Genomic DNA, 16,223 nt, shown 5'->3' on the forward strand with positions numbered 1-16,223 from the left:
GCGTGGTTACGTCCCTCGAATGGATGCCTGCAGAAATCCGGCATTTTTCCAACAATCCGCTTCGAGGACGTAATGATGGAAAAGACCGATCAAAGCTCGACCTCTCCGCCCAACCGCAACTCGGACCACGTACATGCCATTGGTGAGGAAGCCGGGGCCTTGCTGGGTGAGGCCAGGCAGAAAGGTGGTGAGCAGCTGGAGCATTACCGCGACAGTGCGGCCGATCAGCTCGACTCCCTCCAGGAAGGCGCACGTTCGGCCGCAGCGGCCCTGGAAGGCAATGACAGCCTTGGCCTGTCGCGGTACCTGACCCAGGCGGCGGAGTGCATGGGCGAGTTTGCCGAGCAGGTGCGCCACGAAAGCGCCGAAAGCCTGTTGCAACGCGGCACGCAACTGGCGCGCAGCAATCCGGCCTTGTTCCTGGCCGGCAGCGTGGCCGTCGGTTTTGCCATTTCGCGCTTCATGCGCGCCAGCGAAACCCATGCGGGCACACCCTCCGACACAGCAGCGCATGGTTTCACCGCGCCACAGGCCACGCAGCCAGTGGTACCCGACCGCGGCAGCGACGTATCCACCCGTGAACCCTACACCCCGGTCGACCCGATCGGGCCCGGTGCCGGCACGCCGGTCAGTGGCAGCCCATTCGAACGCGATCCGCTCAAAGGAGGCGAATGATGAACAAAGATCCTTTGCACACTACCCCAGGGCTGCACACTCCGGCTGATGACCCGGTCGGCGTCGGTGGCCTGCTGCGTCAGCTGATGCGCGAAGTACCGGAGCTGTTCACCAAGGAACTGGCCCTGGCCAAGGCCGAACTGCAGCACAACCTGGCCACCCTCAAGGCTGGCACTGCAGCCGTGGCGGCCGGCGCAATCGTGGTCCTGGCAGGGTTCATCATGCTGCTGCTGGCGGCAGTCTACGCCTTGGCCCTGGTGGTCCAGCCCTGGCTGGCGGCGTTGATAGTGGGCGCGGTCACGGTGGTGATCGGCTTCATCATGCTGCAGTCAGGCAAGAAACAGTTCGAGCCTGGCCACCTGGCCCCTGACCGTACCCTGCATGCCATGCAACAGGACAAGGACACGCTGACGAGGAAACTGCCATGACTACTTCCTTCGAACATGAGGCGCACAAGGACCCGGAGCAGCTCGAACAGGAAATCAATGCCAAGCGCGAGCACATCAGTGACCTGGTGGATGCCCTGGAACAGCGGCTGAGCCCGGGCCAGATGGTCGACCGGGTACTGGCTTACGCCAAGGGTAACGGCGGTGAGTTCTTCACCAACCTGGGCACCACCCTCAAGAACAACCCGGTGCCTGCCACCTTGACCGTGCTGGGCCTGGCGTGGCTCGGGCTCAACCAGAACCGCCCGTTCAATCCGGGGCCTGCGCACCACGGGCCGGGGCTGGGCGACAAGCTCGGCGAGGCGGTGGATAGCGTGAAGGGCGCCTTCGCTTCGGCAGGCGAGGCGATGCACGATGCCAGCCAGAAAGTGCGCATGAAAGCGCATGACATGCGTGATCGGGCCAGTGACCTGGGCAGCGGTGCGCGGGATTCGATGGGCGCCTCTGCCGATACCTTGCGCAGCTCCGCGCACAAGGTCGGCGATCAGGCAACGGCACTCAAGGGCTCGTTCGACCACCTGCTGCAAGAACAGCCGCTGGTGTTGGCTGCGCTGGGCATTGCCCTGGGTGCTGCGTTAGGAGCGGCGCTACCGAGTACCCGCAAGGAAGACCAGCTCATGGGCGCCAGCAGCGACCGCCTGACCGACACGCTCAAGGCCAAAGGCAGCGAGGTGAAGGCGTCGGTTACGCAGTCGCTTGAGCAGGGGGCCGACAAACCGCCGGCCCGGCCGGGGCGGGGCGCTGACGGCTCCGACCTGTCATCAGGGTTGGGCTTCAACCCCTGACCTGCGGCACCTTGAGCAGCAGCCCCTTCGGCATGCGCTGAAGGGGCCGCTGCCGGGCGTCAGGCGGCAGGCCTGACGATCGGCGGTTTGACCTTTTCCAGCTGGTCGCCAATGACCGCGAGCAACTGGTCGAGCGCCCAGGGCTTGGGCAGAAACACCGCACCCGTCGGTAGCGTGGTGCTTGCCGCCTCGTGGTAACCACTCATGACAATGATCCGGGTCGCCGGTTGGCGCTCATGGATCTCCTGCGCAAGCGCCAGCCCGTTCAACGGGCCGGGCGTTCTGACGTCGGTCAGCAGCAGCGAAAATGCCTGCCGTAGCGAGAGCCGCCGGCCCTCTTCGGCGGTACCCACCGGGAAGACTGTGGCGCTCAGGTCTTCCAGGGCGCAGGTCAGCAGTTCACGCAGGATCGGCTCGTCCTCCACCAGCAGGATGGTTGGGTGAACAGCGGATGACTCGTAGGTGTTCATGGCAATACTCAAACATCGCGCACGGGTGGAAAGAAGGGACGTCAGCTTGCGTGGAGCAATGCAGGCGGTGGCAGTGCGCTATCACTGCGACAGCGGCAGGTTGCCGAAAATTCCTTTTTGCTGACAGGTTTTGTGCAGTCCGGTACACCGGGCAGCGCCACGCGTTGGCAGTGCCCGGGGTTACCGGCCAGGTCAGGCGCCAGCTTCCTGACCCAGGCGCTTGAGCAGTGCCCTGGCCACCGCCTCGGATGACGCGGGGTTCTGGCCAGTGATCAAATGGCCGTCCTCGACCACATGGCTGGCCCAGTCGGCAGCCTTGGAATATTCACCACCGTTGGCCTTGAGCATGTCTTCCACCAGGAACGGCACCACCTCGCTCAGCCCCACCGCCTGTTCTTCGCTGTTGGCGAAGCCGGTCACTCGCTTGCCCTTGACCACCGGGTGCCCGTCGGGTGCCTTTACCTCCTTCAGCACGCCGGGTGCATGGCACACCGCGGCAATCGGCTTGTTAGCGGCATAGAACGCTTCGAGCAAGGTTCGCGAATCTGCGTCCTCGGCCAGGTCCCATAATGGCCCGTGCCCGCCGGGGTAGAACACCGCATCGAAGTGGTAGGGGTCGATTTCCCCGAGCGGTACGGTGTCGGCCAGGGCCATTTGCCCTTCGGTGTCGTGGGCGAAGCGCCGGGTCGCCTCGGTCTGCGCGTCGGGCTCGTCGCTTTTCGGGTCCAGTGGCGGCTGGCCGCCCTTGGGCGAGGCGAGCGTGACATCGGCACCGGCGTCGATGAACACATAGTAGGGCGCGGCGAATTCCTCCAGCCAGAAGCCGGTTTTCTTGCCGGTGTCGCCCAGCTGGTCGTGAGAGGTCAGGACCATCAGGATGTTCTTCATGCAAGCATGTCCTCCGAGGGTGAATGGGCAGTGCGCGGCTCGCCCTGCATTACTCTGGGAGGGTTACGCACAGCAAAGCGTTCCATGACGTTGCAGGAACCGCAGCATCGGTGGCGTTGCCGAATGTAGCGTGAGCGTCTACCGGGGGTTGCAATGTCACGTCTTCCGATCATCGGGGTCACCGCCTGTTCCTACACGGTCGGCCCGCATGCGGTGCAGCTGAACGACGACAAGAATGCGCGAGCGGTGGCCTGCGCGGCCCAAGGGCTGCCCTTGATCCTGCCGATGTTCCCCGAACTGCTCGACAGCGCCGAGATCATCGCGGCCCTGGACGGGCTGTTGTTCACCGGCTCGCCTTCGAACATCGAACCGCACCACTACGATGGGCCGCCCAGCCCGCCAGGCACCCAGCACGATGCCGCCCGCGACCACCTCGCGCTGCCTTTGTGGCGGGCAGCGGTTGCGGCGGGTTTGCCGGTGCTGGGCATTTGCCGGGGTTTTCAGGAAATGAACGTGGCCTTCGGCGGCACCCTGGTGCAGCAGCTGCATCAGCCCGGTGCCAAACACGAGCCGCCCAGCAATGAACCGGTCGAAGACCAGTACGCACCGGCCCACCTGCTGGCGGTCCGGCCGGGGGGCGTGCTGCAACGGCTGGGGTTTGCGGAGCAGATCGAAGTGAATTCGGTGCACGGCCAAGGTATCGAGCGGGTTGGCCAGGGCCTGCGTATCGAAGCCGTGGCCGAGGATGGGCTGGTCGAGGCGCTTTCCGTGGAAGGCAGCCAGGCGTTTGCCCTGGGCGTGCAATGGCATCCGGAATGGCAGGTGCTGTTCTACCCGCAGTACCTGGCGATTTTCCAGGCCTTCGGCGCCGCCTGCCGGGCGCGAGCGGCACAGCGGCCAAGGTGAGGCGGGTAAAACTGAACATTGCTGCGCGCGCCCGCTCCAATGGCAGGTGACTGGAGGATTCATCATGCAGCCAGAAACCGAAGGACTTGAAGAGCAAGGGCCGGGCAAGGTCCCGTTCATCAACGACCCCTTAAAGCCTACGTCGCCCCCATTGAACGATGCGGATGCCACGGACGCAGCCGAAGCCGAGCAGGATATCCAGGACGATGGTGAGCCGCTTTGAACAGGAGCAGTGCGATGGACACTTATCATGTCAGCCCGGCGGGTGATGGCTGGGAACTCAGGAAGACCGGGGCCGACAAGGCCTCCAGGCGCAGTGCGACAAAAGCCGAGTTGCTGGGCTTGCTACCTGAGCTTTTTGCCGGGCAGACCGCCTCGGTGAAAATTCACAAGGCCGACGGCAGCATCGAAGAAGAACGTACCTACCCGCGCGCCGCCGACCCGAGGCGCTCCAAGGGCTGACCCGGCCATGGCTCACCGGTGATCGGCACGACACGGTCACCTGTGCCGGCCCGAGCGCAAAGCCATGAACGAGAAGGTGAGGGTGCCCGCCAGTTGCGCCCCGTCGGCCACACCCCGCCAGAGCGCAGCATGGCTGGCAGTGGCCACGGTGATGGTGCTTGCCTCCGGGGTTGCACCGTTGGATCGGGCAGATTGGCTGGTGGAAAACGTCTTGCCGGCAGCGTTGCTGCTGACCCTGGCACTGACCTGTCGGCGCTGGCGGTTTTCGCCAGCGGCCTATCGGGCCATCGTCGTGCTACTGGCGATTCACGAACTGGGTGCGCATTTCACCTATGCCAAGGTGCCCTACGATGCTTGGCTGCAAGCGTTCACCGGCCATGCGCTGAATACCGCCATGGGCTGGCAGCGCAATCAGTTCGATCGCCTGGTGCATCTGAGCTACGGCCTGCTGTTCGTCTGGCCGATCAAGGAACTGCTGCAACGAAAGGCGGGCTTGAATGGTGCCTGGCTGGCATTGGGCACAGTGTCGCTGGTGCTGGCGACGTCGGCCCTGTACGAGCTGTTCGAATGGGTGGGCGGCCAGTACCTGGGCGAAGACCGGGCACAAGCGTTCCTGGCCACCCAGAAAGACCCATGGGACGCGCAGAAGGACATGGCGCTGGCGTTGTTCGGCGCTGTCGTGTGTTTGTTGCTCCAGCGATTGGCAGCATTCAAACGGCCAAGGCCGGCGGCCTAGGCGTGCTAGAGCGAACAGGGTGTTTATTCGCGATTATTTCTCATTTACACTTGGCGCCTCTCTTCGCAGCCTAGCGCTCTTGCAGGATGTATCGTGTCGTTCGAGCCCGCCAAACCGACGCTGTTGTCTACCTTGGTCCGTCACTACGACGAGCTGGTGGACCACATTCGCCGACGCTTCGGCGACCGAGGCATGGCCCGCGACGTTGTGCATGACGTGTGCGTGCAGTTGCTCGAACGCGACGAAAAAGACCACGTTCGGGCGCCACTGGCGTTGCTGCGCAAGATTTCCAATGACACCGCCATCAGCCGCTATCGTAGCGATCGTCGCCGCGGCGCCTGGGTGCAGGCGTTTGCCGAACTGCCGGAGGTGGTCTGCCCGGCACCGACGCCGGTAGGCAGGTATGATGCCGAGCGCGAGTTCCAGCTGCTGGTCAACGCTATCGCCAGCCTCCCACCGCGCTGCCAGGCCGTTTTCATCATGCACAAGGTCCACCAGATGCCCCAGGCCGAAGTCGCCGCACACCTCGGTATCTCCATCAAGACCGTGGAAAAGCACCTGCGCCTCGGGGTGGCGGCGTGCAAGGAGCGGCTTGGCCGTGACGGGGTGTGCGAATGACCCGCATAGCGGAACAGTTGCCACTGGACGAGGCGCTGGGGCGACATCGTGATCAGCTGCGGCAATTGTTCCCCGTTCCGCCGCCCAGGCCTGCACGCGGGAAAGCGGCAAAGTCGGCGGGTATTGCGCTGGTGCTTGCATTCGCCGTGGCAGCCCTGGCCTGGCTGAACCCGGTGTACAGGACCGAGCGGTTTGCCACCGCCATTGGTGAGCGACGCGCCGTGCTGCTGGGCGACGGCAGCAAGCTGCTGCTCGACAGCGGCTCCCGTGTCGATATCAGCTGGCGCTTGCGCAGCCGCGAAGCCGGCCTGCACGCCGGGCAGGTCCTGTTCGATGTGTCCCCGGCGGTGTACCGGCCGTTCGTGGTGTCAGCGGGGCTGACCAAAGTCGAGGTGCTAGGCACGCTGTTCAATGTGCGCCGCCTGGATGACGACCAGGTGCGGGTGACACTGGCGCGCGGGCGGGTGCAAGTCGCCGCTGCGGGGCAAACGCCTGTCAGGCTCACGCCAGGGCAGCAGCTTGATGCGATTGGCGGGCGACTGCTGGCGGTGACGCAAGCTGACGCCACCAAGGCGATGGCCTGGAAGCAGGGGCGCATCGTGTTCGAGCAGACGCCGCTGGCTGAAGCAGTGGCATTGTTGCGCCACTATCGCAAGGCAGCCATTCGCCTGGACGACCCGAGCCTGGCCGCGCTCAAGCTGAGCGGGGTGTTCGACGCGCACGATGTCGACCGGCTGCTGGCGCTGCTACCCAGCATCCTGCCGGTTTCCGTGCAGCAGCAAGGCGATGGCAGCGTGCAGATCCGGCGCAAGGCAGTAGCAAAATAATTCTCAGGCGCAGGTAGGGTTGCTCGATACCCGTGGCGGCTACACAAGAAAGCCTACCCACAAAGGATCTCGAGAAGTGCATTTTCCGCTCTGCAATCGTCAACTCCGCCGGTCACTGCTGGCCAGTAGTATGCTCCTGGCAATGTCGGCCGAAGCCCGTGAAAAGGTCAACGTGGACCTGCCTGCTGCCCCGCTGGGTGAGGCCATCAACGCCCTGGCGCAGCAGTCTTCGGTACAGATCCTGTTCGCCAGTGATCTCGCTGCAGGCCGTCGAACCCCAGCGGTGAAGGGGCGCTTCACCGCCGACGAAGCACTTCAGGCATTGCTCAAGGGCAGCGGCCTGCAAGTCGAGGCCAGGGATGAACGCACCTTTGTCATCGTCCCGCAGGGTTCACCCACAGCCATGCCGACAACCCAGGTTGCGCCCGTGGAAATGGCGCAGATGGAAATCACCGCTTCGCGTACCAGTAGCAGCCTGGTTTCCGCCACGCGGCAGTCCACCGTCATCGAGCATGAGCAATTGCAGGAGCTACGCCAGGGCTCGGAGAGCCTGGCCACGGTACTGGCCAAGGCGGTACCGGGGATGTCCGACTCCAGCCGCACCGTCACCGAGTATGGGCAGACCCTGCGCGGGCGCAGCCTGTTGGTCATGGTCGACGGCGTGCCGCTCAACACCAACCGCGACTCGTCGCGCAACCTGGCCAACATCGACCCGGCACTCATCGAACGGGTCGAAGTCATCCGTGGCAGCAGCGCCATCTATGGCAGCGGCGCCACGGGAGGCATCATCTCCATCACCACCCGGCCTGCCGGTGGTGAAAAGCGGGCTGAAACCAGCCTCAGCGCTACCTCGCCGTTGACCCGCCTGGGCAGCGATGGCCTGGGTGGGCAGTTCCAGCAGTACCTTGCAGGCTCGCAGGGCGCGGTGGACTATGCCTTCGATTTCGGTACCCGCCATATCGGTGCTTCATACGACGCACACGGCGACCGCATCGCCCCGGAGCCCAGCCAGGGCGACCTGTTCGACTCGAATATCTACAACGTTGGCGGCAAGCTGGGGCTGCACCTCGACGAGGACCAGCGTATCCAGTTCGCGGCCAGCCACTACGAGGCACGCCAGGATAGCGACTATGCCACCGACCCCAGCGTCGCCAGGTACCCGGCCGGTTCGCTGCCGGCCAACGCGATCAAGGGCCTGGACCTGGACGAGCAGAACCATATTCGCAACACCTTGCTGAACCTGGAGTACGAGCACCTCGACATCCTCGGCAGCAAGCTGTCTGCCCAGCTGTACTACCGCGACTACTTCACCCGCTTCACGCCGTTTGATGCCCGCGCCGTGGCCACCCGTGGCGGCAATGTCGACCAGATCATGCAGAACAGTGAAGTGTTCGGCAGCCGCCTGACCTTGCGCACACCGCTCGGCGACAGCGGTAGCACCGAGCTGGTATGGGGCGGCGACTACAACCAGGAACGCAGCGACATGCCGATCGATGTGTTCGACCCGGCGGCTTACGATGCCAGCGGCGGCCTGGTCTTCGACAAGATCGGCAGGTTGACCTACATGCCACCGCTCAAGACCCGCAGCGCCGGTGCGTTCGCCCAGCTGCAGCATCGCTTCGACGAGCATTGGTCGGTGGACGGCGGCTTGCGCTACGAGTACTCCACCGCCGAGTTCGATGATTTCGTACCGTTGTCCGAATCCAGGGCGGCTTCGCCCGTGGCGGTGGAGGGCGGGAAGATCCATTACGATGCGCTGCTGTCGAACCTCGGCATCGTCTATTCACCGGTGCTCGGCCAGGAGCTCTACGCTTCTTTCAGCCAGGGCTTCCAGCTGCCTGACGTGGGCATCCAGCTGCGCAATGCACGGCGCGGCTTCGACCTTGGCGCCTCGAACCTGGAGCCGGTCAAGACCAACAACTATGAGCTTGGCTGGCGCGGTGAGCTGGGTGGCAACACGCTCGGCACGTTGGCGCTGTTCTACACCACCTCCAAGCTGGGCGACGTGCAGAGCTTCAACAATGGCCTGATTCTCACCCGCACCAAAGAGCGCATCTACGGTGTCGAAGCCAGTGCCGACTGGCTGTCGGACGATGCGGTGTGGGGGGCAGGCGGCAGTGCGAGCTGGATGCGCGGGCGCGAGAAGCCGGACGGCAAAGGCTGGCAGGACATGACCGGCTACCGGGTGCCGCCGCTGAAGCTGACTGCCTATGTGCAGTACAAGCCGACCCTGGACTGGAGCAACCGCCTGCAAGCCACCTTCTTCGATGGCAAGGACTACAGGCTCGATGGCCTGGACAGCTTTGGCCGACACGAGGTGAGCAGCTATACGACCGTCGACCTGATCAGCCAGTACCAGGTCTCTGCTGACGACAAGGTCAGCGTCGGCATCCAGAACCTGTTCAACCGGGACTACTACCCGCTCTACAGCCAGTTGTTGCGCAACAACAACAATACCAGCCACTTGCCAGCCCCAGGCGCGGTGGTGACCGCCAGCTATACGCACAATTGGTAATCCGCATCGCCGGGCCCAGGCGGGTGGAGACCGATGGTAGTCGCCGTGTATAGAAATTCGGCTATACCTGTACAATAATTTTATTTTGTATAGTATTTGAGTCGAAGCGATGGCAACGTCAACCGCAGCGCGTTGGGCCTGGCTGGCCCTGTTGTTCCTGCTCGCCGGGCCGGCCGCCGCCGACTGGCGCTCGGTAGTCCCTGCTGCGCAGCTGTCCGGCAGCGGTGATTTCACCTGGTTCGGAATGCGCCTGTACAGCGCCCGGCTTTGGTCCAGCGGGCCTGTACAGGGTGGCCAGCAACCGTTCGCGCTGGAACTGCGCTACCACGTCGAACTGTCCCGCGACACCTTGGTGCAGGCCAGCCTCAAGGAAATGCGCAGGCTTGGCGCCGCCACGCAACAACTGGATGCCTGGCGTGGCTGGCTGGAGGCGGCGTTTGTCGATGTTCGCCCAGGCCAGCGTATCACTGGTGTGTACCTGCCAGGCCTGGGCTGTCGCTTCTACGTGGATGACAGGTTGCACCGCGAAATCGGCGACACCGCCTTCGCCAAGGCATTTTTCGCCATCTGGCTGGGCGAGGGTGCCAGGGACCAGCAATTGCGCGCCCGCCTGCTGGGCCGTTGACCATGGGGGTGAACATGTACAAGGTGCTGCTGATGACCGCCTGCCTGCTGCTGGCCAGCTGCGGCAATGTCGACGTGGATCACTACGCCCGGGAAACGCCAACCCTCGACCTGGCGGCCTTCTTCTCGCGGCCGGTACAAGCCTGGGGCATGTTCCAGAAGCGTTCCGGCGAAGTGGTGAAACGCTTTCATGTGCGCATCGACAGCCGACGCGACGGTGAGCGGCTGATCCTCGACGAGCATTTCACCTACAGCGATGGCACCCGACAACAGCGCACCTGGACCTTGGTGCCGGACGGCCGCGGCCAGTGGCGGGGCACGGCGGGCGACGTGATCGGTGAGGCTCGCGGGCAGGTGGCGGGCAACGCGTTGCGCTGGCGCTACCGCCTGGACCTGCCGGTAGACGGCAGGCACTGGGAAGTGGAGCTGGACGACTGGATGTACCTGATGGATGAAGACACGCTGATCAACCGCTCCAGCATGAGCAAGCTGGGCGTGGAGGTTGGCCAGGTTACCTTGTTCTTTCGCCGCATGCCGGAGGTCACACCATGAACCTGCAACGCCTTACCGAGCTGGCTGCCGCCGGCGCCGTCAACGAACTCGAGCTGCTGTCCCTGGAGGGCGGTTTCTATGTGCTGCGGGCCCTGACCGGCGCCGGCCCGGTGACCTTGAGCGATGAGCACGGGCAGGCCACGCGCCTGCGCTCGACAACCGAGGTGCGCCAGTTGCTCGCCGGTTGGCCGGCGGTGCCCTGCATGCTGGTGCAGCAAGTGGTGCATGACGAAATGTGCGGCCAGCGCGACGGCCCCATCGCGCCGCTGCGGGTGCCTGTGTCGCTGAGTACGCAATGGTAGCGCGACCGTCACGCCTGGGCCTGGTGCTGGGTGACCAGCTCTCGTTCGACCTGGCCAGCCTGGCAGCGCTGGACCCGGCCCGCGATACGCTACTGATGGCCGAGGTGCAAGACGAGGCTACCTACGTGCCGCACCACCCGCAGAAGATCGTGCTGATCTTCAGTGCCATGCGCCACTTTGCCCAGGCCCTGCGCGAGCGGGGCTGGCGGGTGCAGTATGTCGAGCTGGAGACACCCGGCAATAGCGGCTCTATCGTCGGCGAACTGCGCCGCTGGCAGCAGGCGCTGGGCTGCGCCGAGATCCACCTGACCGAATGTGGCGAGTGGCGGCTGGAACAGGCCTTGCGTGAGGCCGAGCTGCCGCTGGTGTGGCACCCGGACACGCGCTTCCTGTGCTCACGGGGGGCTTTCGCGCGCTGGGCGCAGGGGCGCAGGCAGCTGCGCATGGAGCATTTCTACCGCGGCATGCGCAAACGCTGCGGGCTGTTGCTGGCCGCCGATGGCGGCCCTGCCGGCGGTGCCTGGAACTTCGACAGCGACAACCGCAAGGCCCTGCCACGTGGGCTGCGCGGGCCGTTTGCGCTGCAGTTTGCCGTGGATGACATCACCGCGGCGGTGATCAGCCTGGTAAGCCGGCGCTTCACTGACCACTACGGTGCGCTCGAAGGCTTTTCCTACCCCGTTACCCATGCCCAGGCCGAACAGCTGTGGCAGCACTTCCTGGACTTTGGCCTGGCAGCGTTCGGTGACTATCAGGACGCCATGGCCGAAGACCAACCGTACCTGTTTCATGCACGGATCAGCGCCGCCCTGAACATCGGCCTGCTGGACGTGCGCCGCCTGTGCCAGGATGTCGAGCACGCCTGGCGTGGCGGCCGAGTGCCGCTCAATGCCGCCGAAGGGTTCATCCGCCAGCTGATCGGCTGGCGCGAATACGTCCACGGAATCTACTGGCTGCGCATGCCCGAATATGCCGCGCTCAACCATCTGGGCAACCAGCGTGCGCTGCCGGCGTTCTACTGGACCGGCCGCACGCGCATGCGCTGCATGCAGCAAGCCATCGGCCAGACGCTGCGCCTGGGATATGCCCACCATATCCAGCGGCTGATGGTAACCGGCAACTTCGCCTTGCTCGCCGGGGTGTTGCCGGCGGCCATCTGCGAATGGTACCTGGCGGTGTACCTGGATGCGTTCGACTGGGTGGAACTGCCCAATACCCTCGGCATGGTCATGCACGCCGACGGTGGCTTTCTCGGCTCCAAACCGTACTGTGCCAGTGGCCGCTATATCCAGCGCATGTCCGATCACTGCAAGGCTTGCGCCTATAACGTCAAGCAGGTGACGGAAGCGCAGGCGTGCCCGTTCAATGCGCTGTACTGGCACTTCCTGATCCGCCATCGCCAGCAGTTGGCCGGCAACCCGCGGCTGCACCTGGTGTACCGCAGCCTGGACAGTATGCCGGCGGCGCGACGGGCAGCGGTGTGGGCGCGTGGCGAGCAGTTGCTGGCGCAGCTCGATGCTGGGGCGTCGCTGTGAAGAAACAGCACCTGCCGAGCAAGCTCTGCGTGGTGTGCAACCGGCCATTCAGCTGGCGCAAGCGCTGGGCGCGTTGCTGGGAACAGGTGCTCTACTGTTCGCAGCGCTGCCGGCGTTCAGCGCCACGTGGCAAGGCGCAATAGCAAGGGCAGGGCCAGCGCCCAGACTGCCGCCAGCAGCGTGGCGGTCGCCAGCGTACCCAGCGGCAACTCGACCTGGGCCAGCCTGGCCCCGGCCACATAGGCCAGCGGGCCACTGCCGCGCCGAACAGGGCGGCAAGCCAGGTGTGCCGGGCCAGCCAAGCCAGGCTGTGGCGCAGGCCGCAGCACAGCACGCTCCAGAGCAGGGCCAGCCACAGTGGCAGCGGCCAACTGTCGAAGCGAAACACCCCGAGCATGCCCAGCAGGCTGTCGAGTACACAGCCGGCGAGGGCGCAGCGCAGTACCGCCTGCAACTCGCCCTGGCGGTCCCGGCAGCAGCCGAAATGCCAGGCCAGGCCGATGGGCACCAGGCCAAGCAACCAGGGCCGATGGGCCCCATACACACATAGCCACCAGCCTGCCTGCAGCCACACGGCGTTGGCCAGCAGCCCGCGCCTGGTCATGCTCACTGCTCGGGCAGCGGGGCGCGCAAGGCTTTGGGCGCGGCCAGCAACAGTTGCGCCACGCCGATCGCACGCTCCTCGAAACCGCCCTGGCAATAACACAGGTAGAACGCCCAGAGGCGCTGGAACGCGTCGTCATAGCCCAAGGCCGTCAGTGCGTTGCGCGCCTGGCGCAGGTTGTCGTGCCAATGCCGCAGTGTGCGCGCATAGTCCAGGCCGAAATCCTGCAGGTGCACCAGGTTCAGCGGCGTGTGCCGGGTGGCGTTGTGCAGCAGCACGGTCAACGAGGGCAAGGCACCGCCGGGGAAGATATAGCGCTGGATGAAGTCCACCGAGCGGCGGGCCTGGTGGTAGCGTTGATCGCGGATGGTGATGGCCTGCAGCAGCATCAGGCCGTCCGGCTTGAGCAGCCGGGCACATTGGTTGAAGTAGTCGGGCAGGTAGCGGTGGCCGACGGCCTCGATCATTTCGATCGATACCAGTTTGTCGAACCTGCCGCGCAGGTCGCGGTAGTCCTCGCGTAGCACGGTCACGCGCTGCGCCAGGCCCAGCGCCTCCACGCGCTGGCGGGTATACGCATATTGGGCTTCCGACAGCGTCGTGGTGGTCACCCGGCAGCCATGCCGGGTGGCGGCGTGAATGGCCAGGCTGCCCCAGCCACAACCGATCTCGATCAAGTGATCGCCGGGGTGCAGGCGGAGTTTCTGGCAGATGTGCTCCAGCTTGTTCAACTGGGCCTGCTCGAGGCTTTGCCCCTCATGCTCGAACATCGCTGCCGAGTACATCATGGTCGGGTCGAGCAGCTGTTCGAACAGGGCGTTGCCCAGGTCGTAATGCGCCAGGATATTGCGCTTGGCCCCGCGTCGGCTGTTGCGGTTGAGCCAATGCAGCAGCCGCAGCGCCGGCCGCCCCAAGCGGGCAAGCCCGCTTTCCATGGCGTCGAGAACTTCGAGGTTGGCCACGAACAGGCGCGTCACGGCGGCCAGGTCAGGGCTGCGCCAGTAGCCGTGGATGTATGCCTCGCCGGCACCGATCGAGCCGTTGCAGGCAATCAGGCGCCAGGCTCTGTCGTCGACGATTTCCAGCTCAGCCTGCAAGGCGCTGTCGGCGCTGCCGAAACACCATTGCTGGCCAGCGTGGCTCACTCGCAGGTAGCCGTGGCGCAGCTTGCCGAGCTGAGCGAGCACCAGGCCGCCCAGCCACGGGACCGGTCCGGCGGACTTGCTAACGCTCACGCTGGGATTGTGCATGCTCAGGATCCTCACAGGGTTGGCCGACGGCCAGGTTGCCCTGGCTGGCAGCGTGGTCATGGACAGGGGTACGTTTGAACAGCAGGCGCAATGCCTGCCAGTAGATGGCCGACAAGGTCCGCAGGCTCATCCACGGGAATGCCAGGATGTGGCGGTGCAACGACCGGCTATCGAGTGGCTGGCGGCGTAGCGCCAGGTCGGCCTCGAACACCTTGCGCCCGGCGTGCCAGTTTTCCATGTGCAGGCGCACCTGTTCGGCATCCAGGTGGAAGCGCAGGCGGTAGTCCATGGCCAGCGGCAGGAACGGTGACACATGGAAGGCCTTGGCCATGCGGTAGGGCCGGTCGAGGCCAGCCTGCACCGGCAGTACGTAATGGAAGCGTTCGCGCCAGGGCGTGTTGCGCACTTCCAGCAGGATGGCCACCAGGTGTGCCTCGGCGTCGTGGCAGAAGTAGAAGCTCACCGGGTTGAACGACAACCCCCAGCAGCGCAGCTGGGTCAGCAGGCGAACCGGGCCGCTGGGCGCCTGCCCGGTAGCCAGGCCGACCAAATGGCGGGCGGCATCGGCCAGGCTCAGCCCCTGGCGGGTCAGGCCTGGCAGGTAATCGGTCTCGCGCCAGCACAGCGGTGCCAGGCGCCAGCGCCCGAGCCAGGGCGATAGCTCCGGCAGCCTGGTGGTGTCGTCGAGGTCGAGGTCGAACATGCCGATGCGGTAGCGAAACGCATGCGCGCGTGGCAGCAGCCGGCGATGACTGACCCAGCCTTGGCAAAGCTTGCTGTTCACAGTGTTTCTCCGAACCGCTCGGCGACTTTCAAGGCGCTTGCCACGCCGTCTTCATGGAAGCCGTTGCCCCAGTAGGCGCCACAGTAGTAGCTGTGCAGATGGCCCTGCAGCTCGGCGTGGCGTGCTTGTGCCGCGGTCGCCGCCAGGCTGTATTGCGGGTGGGCATACTGGAAGCGGGCAAGGATCTGCATTGGGTCTATCAGCGCGGTCTGGTTGAGGCTGACGCAGAAGGTTGCCGGCGCCTGCAGGCCTTGCAGGATGTTCATGTTGTAGGTCAGCGCCGCCGGCGCCTGGGTGGGCCCGCCCAGGCGATAGTTCCAACTGGCCCAGGCTGCCTTGATGGGTGGCAACAGGCGAGTATCGGTATGCAGCACCACGTCGTTGCTGGCATAGCGGATAGCCGCGAGCACCTTGCGCTCGAGGATGCTCGGCGCTTCCAGCAAGGCCAGCGCCTGGTCGCTGTGGCAGGCGAACACGACACTGTCGAAGCGCTCGGTGCCGGCGGCACTGTGCAGGGTCACCCCGCCGTCGTCGCGTACCACCCGGTAGACCTTGCACGCCAGGCGTAGCTGGTCGGCGAAGGGTTTGCACAGTGGTTCCACGTAACTGCGCGAGCCCCCCTGGATGACCCGCCACTGCGGGCGCTGGTTGACCGACAGCAAACCGTGGTTGCGGCAGAAGCGCACGAAAAACGCCAGCGGAAAGGCGAGCATGTCGGTGCGCGACATCGACCAGATCGCCGCGCCCATGGGGATGATGTAGTGCTCGATGAAGCGCTCGCCGTAGCCCCCGGCATGCAGGTACTCACCGAGGGTGGCGTGGGCCTGCTGGCGCTGGCCGTCGAGGTCGGCCAAGGCTTCGCGGTTGAAGCGCAGGATATCCCTGAGCATGCCCCAGAAGCCCACCGACAGCAGGTTGCGCCGTTGCGCGAACAAGGTGTTCAGGCTGTGCCCGTTGTAGGCCAGGCCGCTCGCCGGGTCGTGCACCGAGAAGCTCATTTCGGTCGGCTGCGAGGCGACCCCGAGGCGGTCGAGCAGGCGGATGAAGTGCGGGTAGGTCCAGTCGTTGAAGACGATGAAACCGGTGTCGATGGCATAGGTGCTACCGCCACAGCTGACATCGACCGTGTGGGTATGCCCGCCAATCCAGCTGTCGGCCTCGAACACCGTGACCTGATGCCGGCGTGACAGCAGGTAGGCGCAGGTCAGGCCGGAAATGCCGCTGCCAATGATCGCGATACGCAT

The 16,223-nt window shown here is 65.0% G+C and carries 20 protein-coding genes and 1 pseudogene; 15 read left to right on the forward strand and 6 right to left on the reverse strand.

Translation table 11 applies throughout. The features are described from left to right. Positions 1-75 precede the first annotated feature (75 nt). Genes HG549_RS11340 through HG549_RS11350 form a run of 3 tightly spaced genes read left to right on the forward strand, consistent with a single transcriptional unit; the run spans position 76 to position 1,906 of the window. Positions 76-675, forward strand: coding sequence for a hypothetical protein (locus HG549_RS11340; RefSeq protein WP_170029584.1), 600 nt, complete (start codon positions 76-78; stop codon positions 673-675). Further along, entirely contained in the window at positions 675-1,103 is a 429-nt protein-coding gene (locus HG549_RS11345; RefSeq protein ID WP_170029585.1) for a phage holin family protein, read from the forward strand. The genes HG549_RS11340 and HG549_RS11345 overlap by 1 nt, the downstream gene beginning before the upstream one ends. Continuing rightward, positions 1,100-1,906 (forward strand): DUF3618 domain-containing protein, encoded by an 807-nt coding sequence (locus HG549_RS11350; RefSeq protein WP_170029586.1) that lies wholly within the window; start codon positions 1,100-1,102, stop codon positions 1,904-1,906. The genes HG549_RS11345 and HG549_RS11350 overlap by 4 nt, the downstream gene beginning before the upstream one ends. Before the next feature lie 59 nt (positions 1,907-1,965). Here the strand turns inward: HG549_RS11350 and HG549_RS11355 are convergent, their stop codons facing one another. Together HG549_RS11355 and HG549_RS11360 are read right to left on the reverse strand one after the other, a co-directional pair. Continuing rightward, on the reverse strand, positions 1,966-2,376 hold the full coding sequence (locus tag HG549_RS11355; protein ID WP_170029587.1) for a response regulator: 411 nt from the start codon (positions 2,374-2,376) through the stop codon (positions 1,966-1,968). Positions 2,377-2,568: 192 nt separating this feature from the next. Continuing rightward, the gene (locus tag HG549_RS11360) at positions 2,569-3,264 is read right to left on the reverse strand and encodes a type 1 glutamine amidotransferase domain-containing protein (protein WP_170029588.1); all 696 of its coding nucleotides are present in this window, start codon (positions 3,262-3,264) and stop codon (positions 2,569-2,571) included. A gap of 153 nt (positions 3,265-3,417) precedes the next feature. Here HG549_RS11360 and HG549_RS11365 point away from each other — a divergent pair, with 153 nt between their 5' ends. From HG549_RS11365 to HG549_RS11420, 12 genes are all read left to right on the forward strand, one after another. Then, on the forward strand, positions 3,418-4,170 hold the full coding sequence (locus HG549_RS11365) for a gamma-glutamyl-gamma-aminobutyrate hydrolase family protein (protein ID WP_170029589.1): 753 nt from the start codon (positions 3,418-3,420) through the stop codon (positions 4,168-4,170). A gap of 64 nt (positions 4,171-4,234) precedes the next feature. Then, positions 4,235-4,393: a hypothetical protein gene (locus HG549_RS11370; RefSeq protein WP_170029590.1), complete on the forward strand. Its 159-nt coding sequence runs from the start codon at positions 4,235-4,237 to the stop codon at positions 4,391-4,393. Between the two features lie 14 nt (positions 4,394-4,407). Continuing rightward, positions 4,408-4,632, forward strand: coding sequence for a DUF2188 domain-containing protein (locus HG549_RS11375; RefSeq protein WP_170029591.1), 225 nt, complete (start codon positions 4,408-4,410; stop codon positions 4,630-4,632). A gap of 64 nt (positions 4,633-4,696) precedes the next feature. Beyond that, positions 4,697-5,368 (forward strand): DUF2238 domain-containing protein, encoded by a 672-nt coding sequence (locus tag HG549_RS11380; RefSeq protein ID WP_170029592.1) that lies wholly within the window; start codon positions 4,697-4,699, stop codon positions 5,366-5,368. A 93-nt stretch (positions 5,369-5,461) separates the two neighbouring features. Further along, the gene (locus HG549_RS11385; RefSeq protein WP_170029593.1) at positions 5,462-5,986 is read left to right on the forward strand and encodes an RNA polymerase sigma factor; all 525 of its coding nucleotides are present in this window, start codon (positions 5,462-5,464) and stop codon (positions 5,984-5,986) included. Next, entirely contained in the window at positions 5,983-6,813 is an 831-nt protein-coding gene (locus HG549_RS11390; RefSeq protein ID WP_170029594.1) for a FecR family protein, read from the forward strand. The genes HG549_RS11385 and HG549_RS11390 overlap by 4 nt, the downstream gene beginning before the upstream one ends. A 76-nt stretch (positions 6,814-6,889) precedes the next feature. Beyond that, positions 6,890-9,328: a TonB-dependent receptor gene (locus HG549_RS11395; protein WP_170029595.1), complete on the forward strand. Its 2,439-nt coding sequence runs from the start codon at positions 6,890-6,892 to the stop codon at positions 9,326-9,328. A gap of 109 nt (positions 9,329-9,437) precedes the next feature. Beyond that, positions 9,438-9,953, forward strand: coding sequence for a chalcone isomerase family protein (locus HG549_RS11400; RefSeq protein WP_170029596.1), 516 nt, complete (start codon positions 9,438-9,440; stop codon positions 9,951-9,953). A gap of 14 nt (positions 9,954-9,967) precedes the next feature. Next, the gene (locus tag HG549_RS11405) at positions 9,968-10,504 is read left to right on the forward strand and encodes a DUF3833 domain-containing protein (RefSeq protein ID WP_170029597.1); all 537 of its coding nucleotides are present in this window, start codon (positions 9,968-9,970) and stop codon (positions 10,502-10,504) included. Further along, positions 10,501-10,806: a DUF6482 family protein gene (locus tag HG549_RS11410; protein ID WP_170029598.1), complete on the forward strand. Its 306-nt coding sequence runs from the start codon at positions 10,501-10,503 to the stop codon at positions 10,804-10,806. Before HG549_RS11405 ends, HG549_RS11410 begins: the two co-directional genes overlap by 4 nt. Continuing rightward, on the forward strand, positions 10,800-12,341 hold the full coding sequence (locus tag HG549_RS11415; protein WP_170029599.1) for a cryptochrome/photolyase family protein: 1,542 nt from the start codon (positions 10,800-10,802) through the stop codon (positions 12,339-12,341). Before HG549_RS11410 ends, HG549_RS11415 begins: the two co-directional genes overlap by 7 nt. After that, positions 12,338-12,484: a DUF2256 domain-containing protein gene (locus tag HG549_RS11420; RefSeq protein ID WP_170029600.1), complete on the forward strand. Its 147-nt coding sequence runs from the start codon at positions 12,338-12,340 to the stop codon at positions 12,482-12,484. Before HG549_RS11415 ends, HG549_RS11420 begins: the two co-directional genes overlap by 4 nt. 60 nt (positions 12,485-12,544) lie before the next feature. Here the strand turns inward: HG549_RS11420 and HG549_RS11425 are convergent. The 4 genes and pseudogenes from HG549_RS11425 to HG549_RS11440 form a co-directional block, all read right to left on the reverse strand. Next, positions 12,545-12,945 (reverse strand): annotated as a pseudogene (locus HG549_RS11425) (DUF2878 domain-containing protein); the annotation flags it as partial. Between the two features lie 2 nt (positions 12,946-12,947). Beyond that, complete coding sequence (locus tag HG549_RS11430; protein ID WP_170029601.1) at positions 12,948-14,195, reverse strand: cyclopropane-fatty-acyl-phospholipid synthase family protein; 1,248 nt, start codon at positions 14,193-14,195, stop codon at positions 12,948-12,950. Next, positions 14,170-14,979, reverse strand: a complete 810-nt coding sequence (locus HG549_RS11435; protein ID WP_170029602.1) for a DUF1365 domain-containing protein — start codon at positions 14,977-14,979, stop codon at positions 14,170-14,172. The genes HG549_RS11430 and HG549_RS11435 overlap by 26 nt, the downstream gene beginning before the upstream one ends. Then, entirely contained in the window at positions 14,976-16,223 is a 1,248-nt protein-coding gene (locus tag HG549_RS11440) for an NAD(P)/FAD-dependent oxidoreductase (protein ID WP_170029603.1), read from the reverse strand. The genes HG549_RS11435 and HG549_RS11440 overlap by 4 nt, the downstream gene beginning before the upstream one ends.

It is taken from the genome of Pseudomonas sp. SK, from assembly GCF_012975065.1.
Classification (GTDB): domain Bacteria; phylum Pseudomonadota; class Gammaproteobacteria; order Pseudomonadales; family Pseudomonadaceae; genus Aquipseudomonas; species Aquipseudomonas anuradhapurensis.

What these genes read in the sequence shown, in the direction of transcription:
- HG549_RS11340 (WP_170029584.1), top strand. Translation starts at nt 76, where the DNA reads ATGGAAAAGACCGATCAAAGCTCGACCTCTCCGCCCAACCGCAACTCG.
- HG549_RS11430 (WP_170029601.1), bottom strand. Translation starts at nt 14,195, where the DNA reads ATGCACAATCCCAGCGTGAGCGTTAGCAAGTCCGCCGGACCGGTCCCG.
- HG549_RS11405 (WP_170029597.1), top strand. Translation starts at nt 9,968, where the DNA reads ATGTACAAGGTGCTGCTGATGACCGCCTGCCTGCTGCTGGCCAGCTGC.
- HG549_RS11375 (WP_170029591.1), top strand. Translation starts at nt 4,408, where the DNA reads ATGGACACTTATCATGTCAGCCCGGCGGGTGATGGCTGGGAACTCAGG.
- HG549_RS11360 (WP_170029588.1), bottom strand. Translation starts at nt 3,264, where the DNA reads ATGAAGAACATCCTGATGGTCCTGACCTCTCACGACCAGCTGGGCGAC.
- HG549_RS11380 (WP_170029592.1), top strand. Translation starts at nt 4,697, where the DNA reads ATGAACGAGAAGGTGAGGGTGCCCGCCAGTTGCGCCCCGTCGGCCACA.
- HG549_RS11365 (WP_170029589.1), top strand. Translation starts at nt 3,418, where the DNA reads ATGTCACGTCTTCCGATCATCGGGGTCACCGCCTGTTCCTACACGGTC.
- HG549_RS11400 (WP_170029596.1), top strand. Translation starts at nt 9,438, where the DNA reads ATGGCAACGTCAACCGCAGCGCGTTGGGCCTGGCTGGCCCTGTTGTTC.
- HG549_RS11370 (WP_170029590.1), top strand. Translation starts at nt 4,235, where the DNA reads ATGCAGCCAGAAACCGAAGGACTTGAAGAGCAAGGGCCGGGCAAGGTC.
- HG549_RS11440 (WP_170029603.1), bottom strand. Translation starts at nt 16,223, where the DNA reads ATGCGTATCGCGATCATTGGCAGCGGCATTTCCGGCCTGACCTGCGCC.
- HG549_RS11415 (WP_170029599.1), top strand. Translation starts at nt 10,800, where the DNA reads ATGGTAGCGCGACCGTCACGCCTGGGCCTGGTGCTGGGTGACCAGCTC.
- HG549_RS11345 (WP_170029585.1), top strand. Translation starts at nt 675, where the DNA reads ATGAACAAAGATCCTTTGCACACTACCCCAGGGCTGCACACTCCGGCT.
- HG549_RS11350 (WP_170029586.1), top strand. Translation starts at nt 1,100, where the DNA reads ATGACTACTTCCTTCGAACATGAGGCGCACAAGGACCCGGAGCAGCTC.
- HG549_RS11355 (WP_170029587.1), bottom strand. Translation starts at nt 2,376, where the DNA reads ATGAACACCTACGAGTCATCCGCTGTTCACCCAACCATCCTGCTGGTG.
- HG549_RS11410 (WP_170029598.1), top strand. Translation starts at nt 10,501, where the DNA reads ATGAACCTGCAACGCCTTACCGAGCTGGCTGCCGCCGGCGCCGTCAAC.
- HG549_RS11390 (WP_170029594.1), top strand. Translation starts at nt 5,983, where the DNA reads ATGACCCGCATAGCGGAACAGTTGCCACTGGACGAGGCGCTGGGGCGA.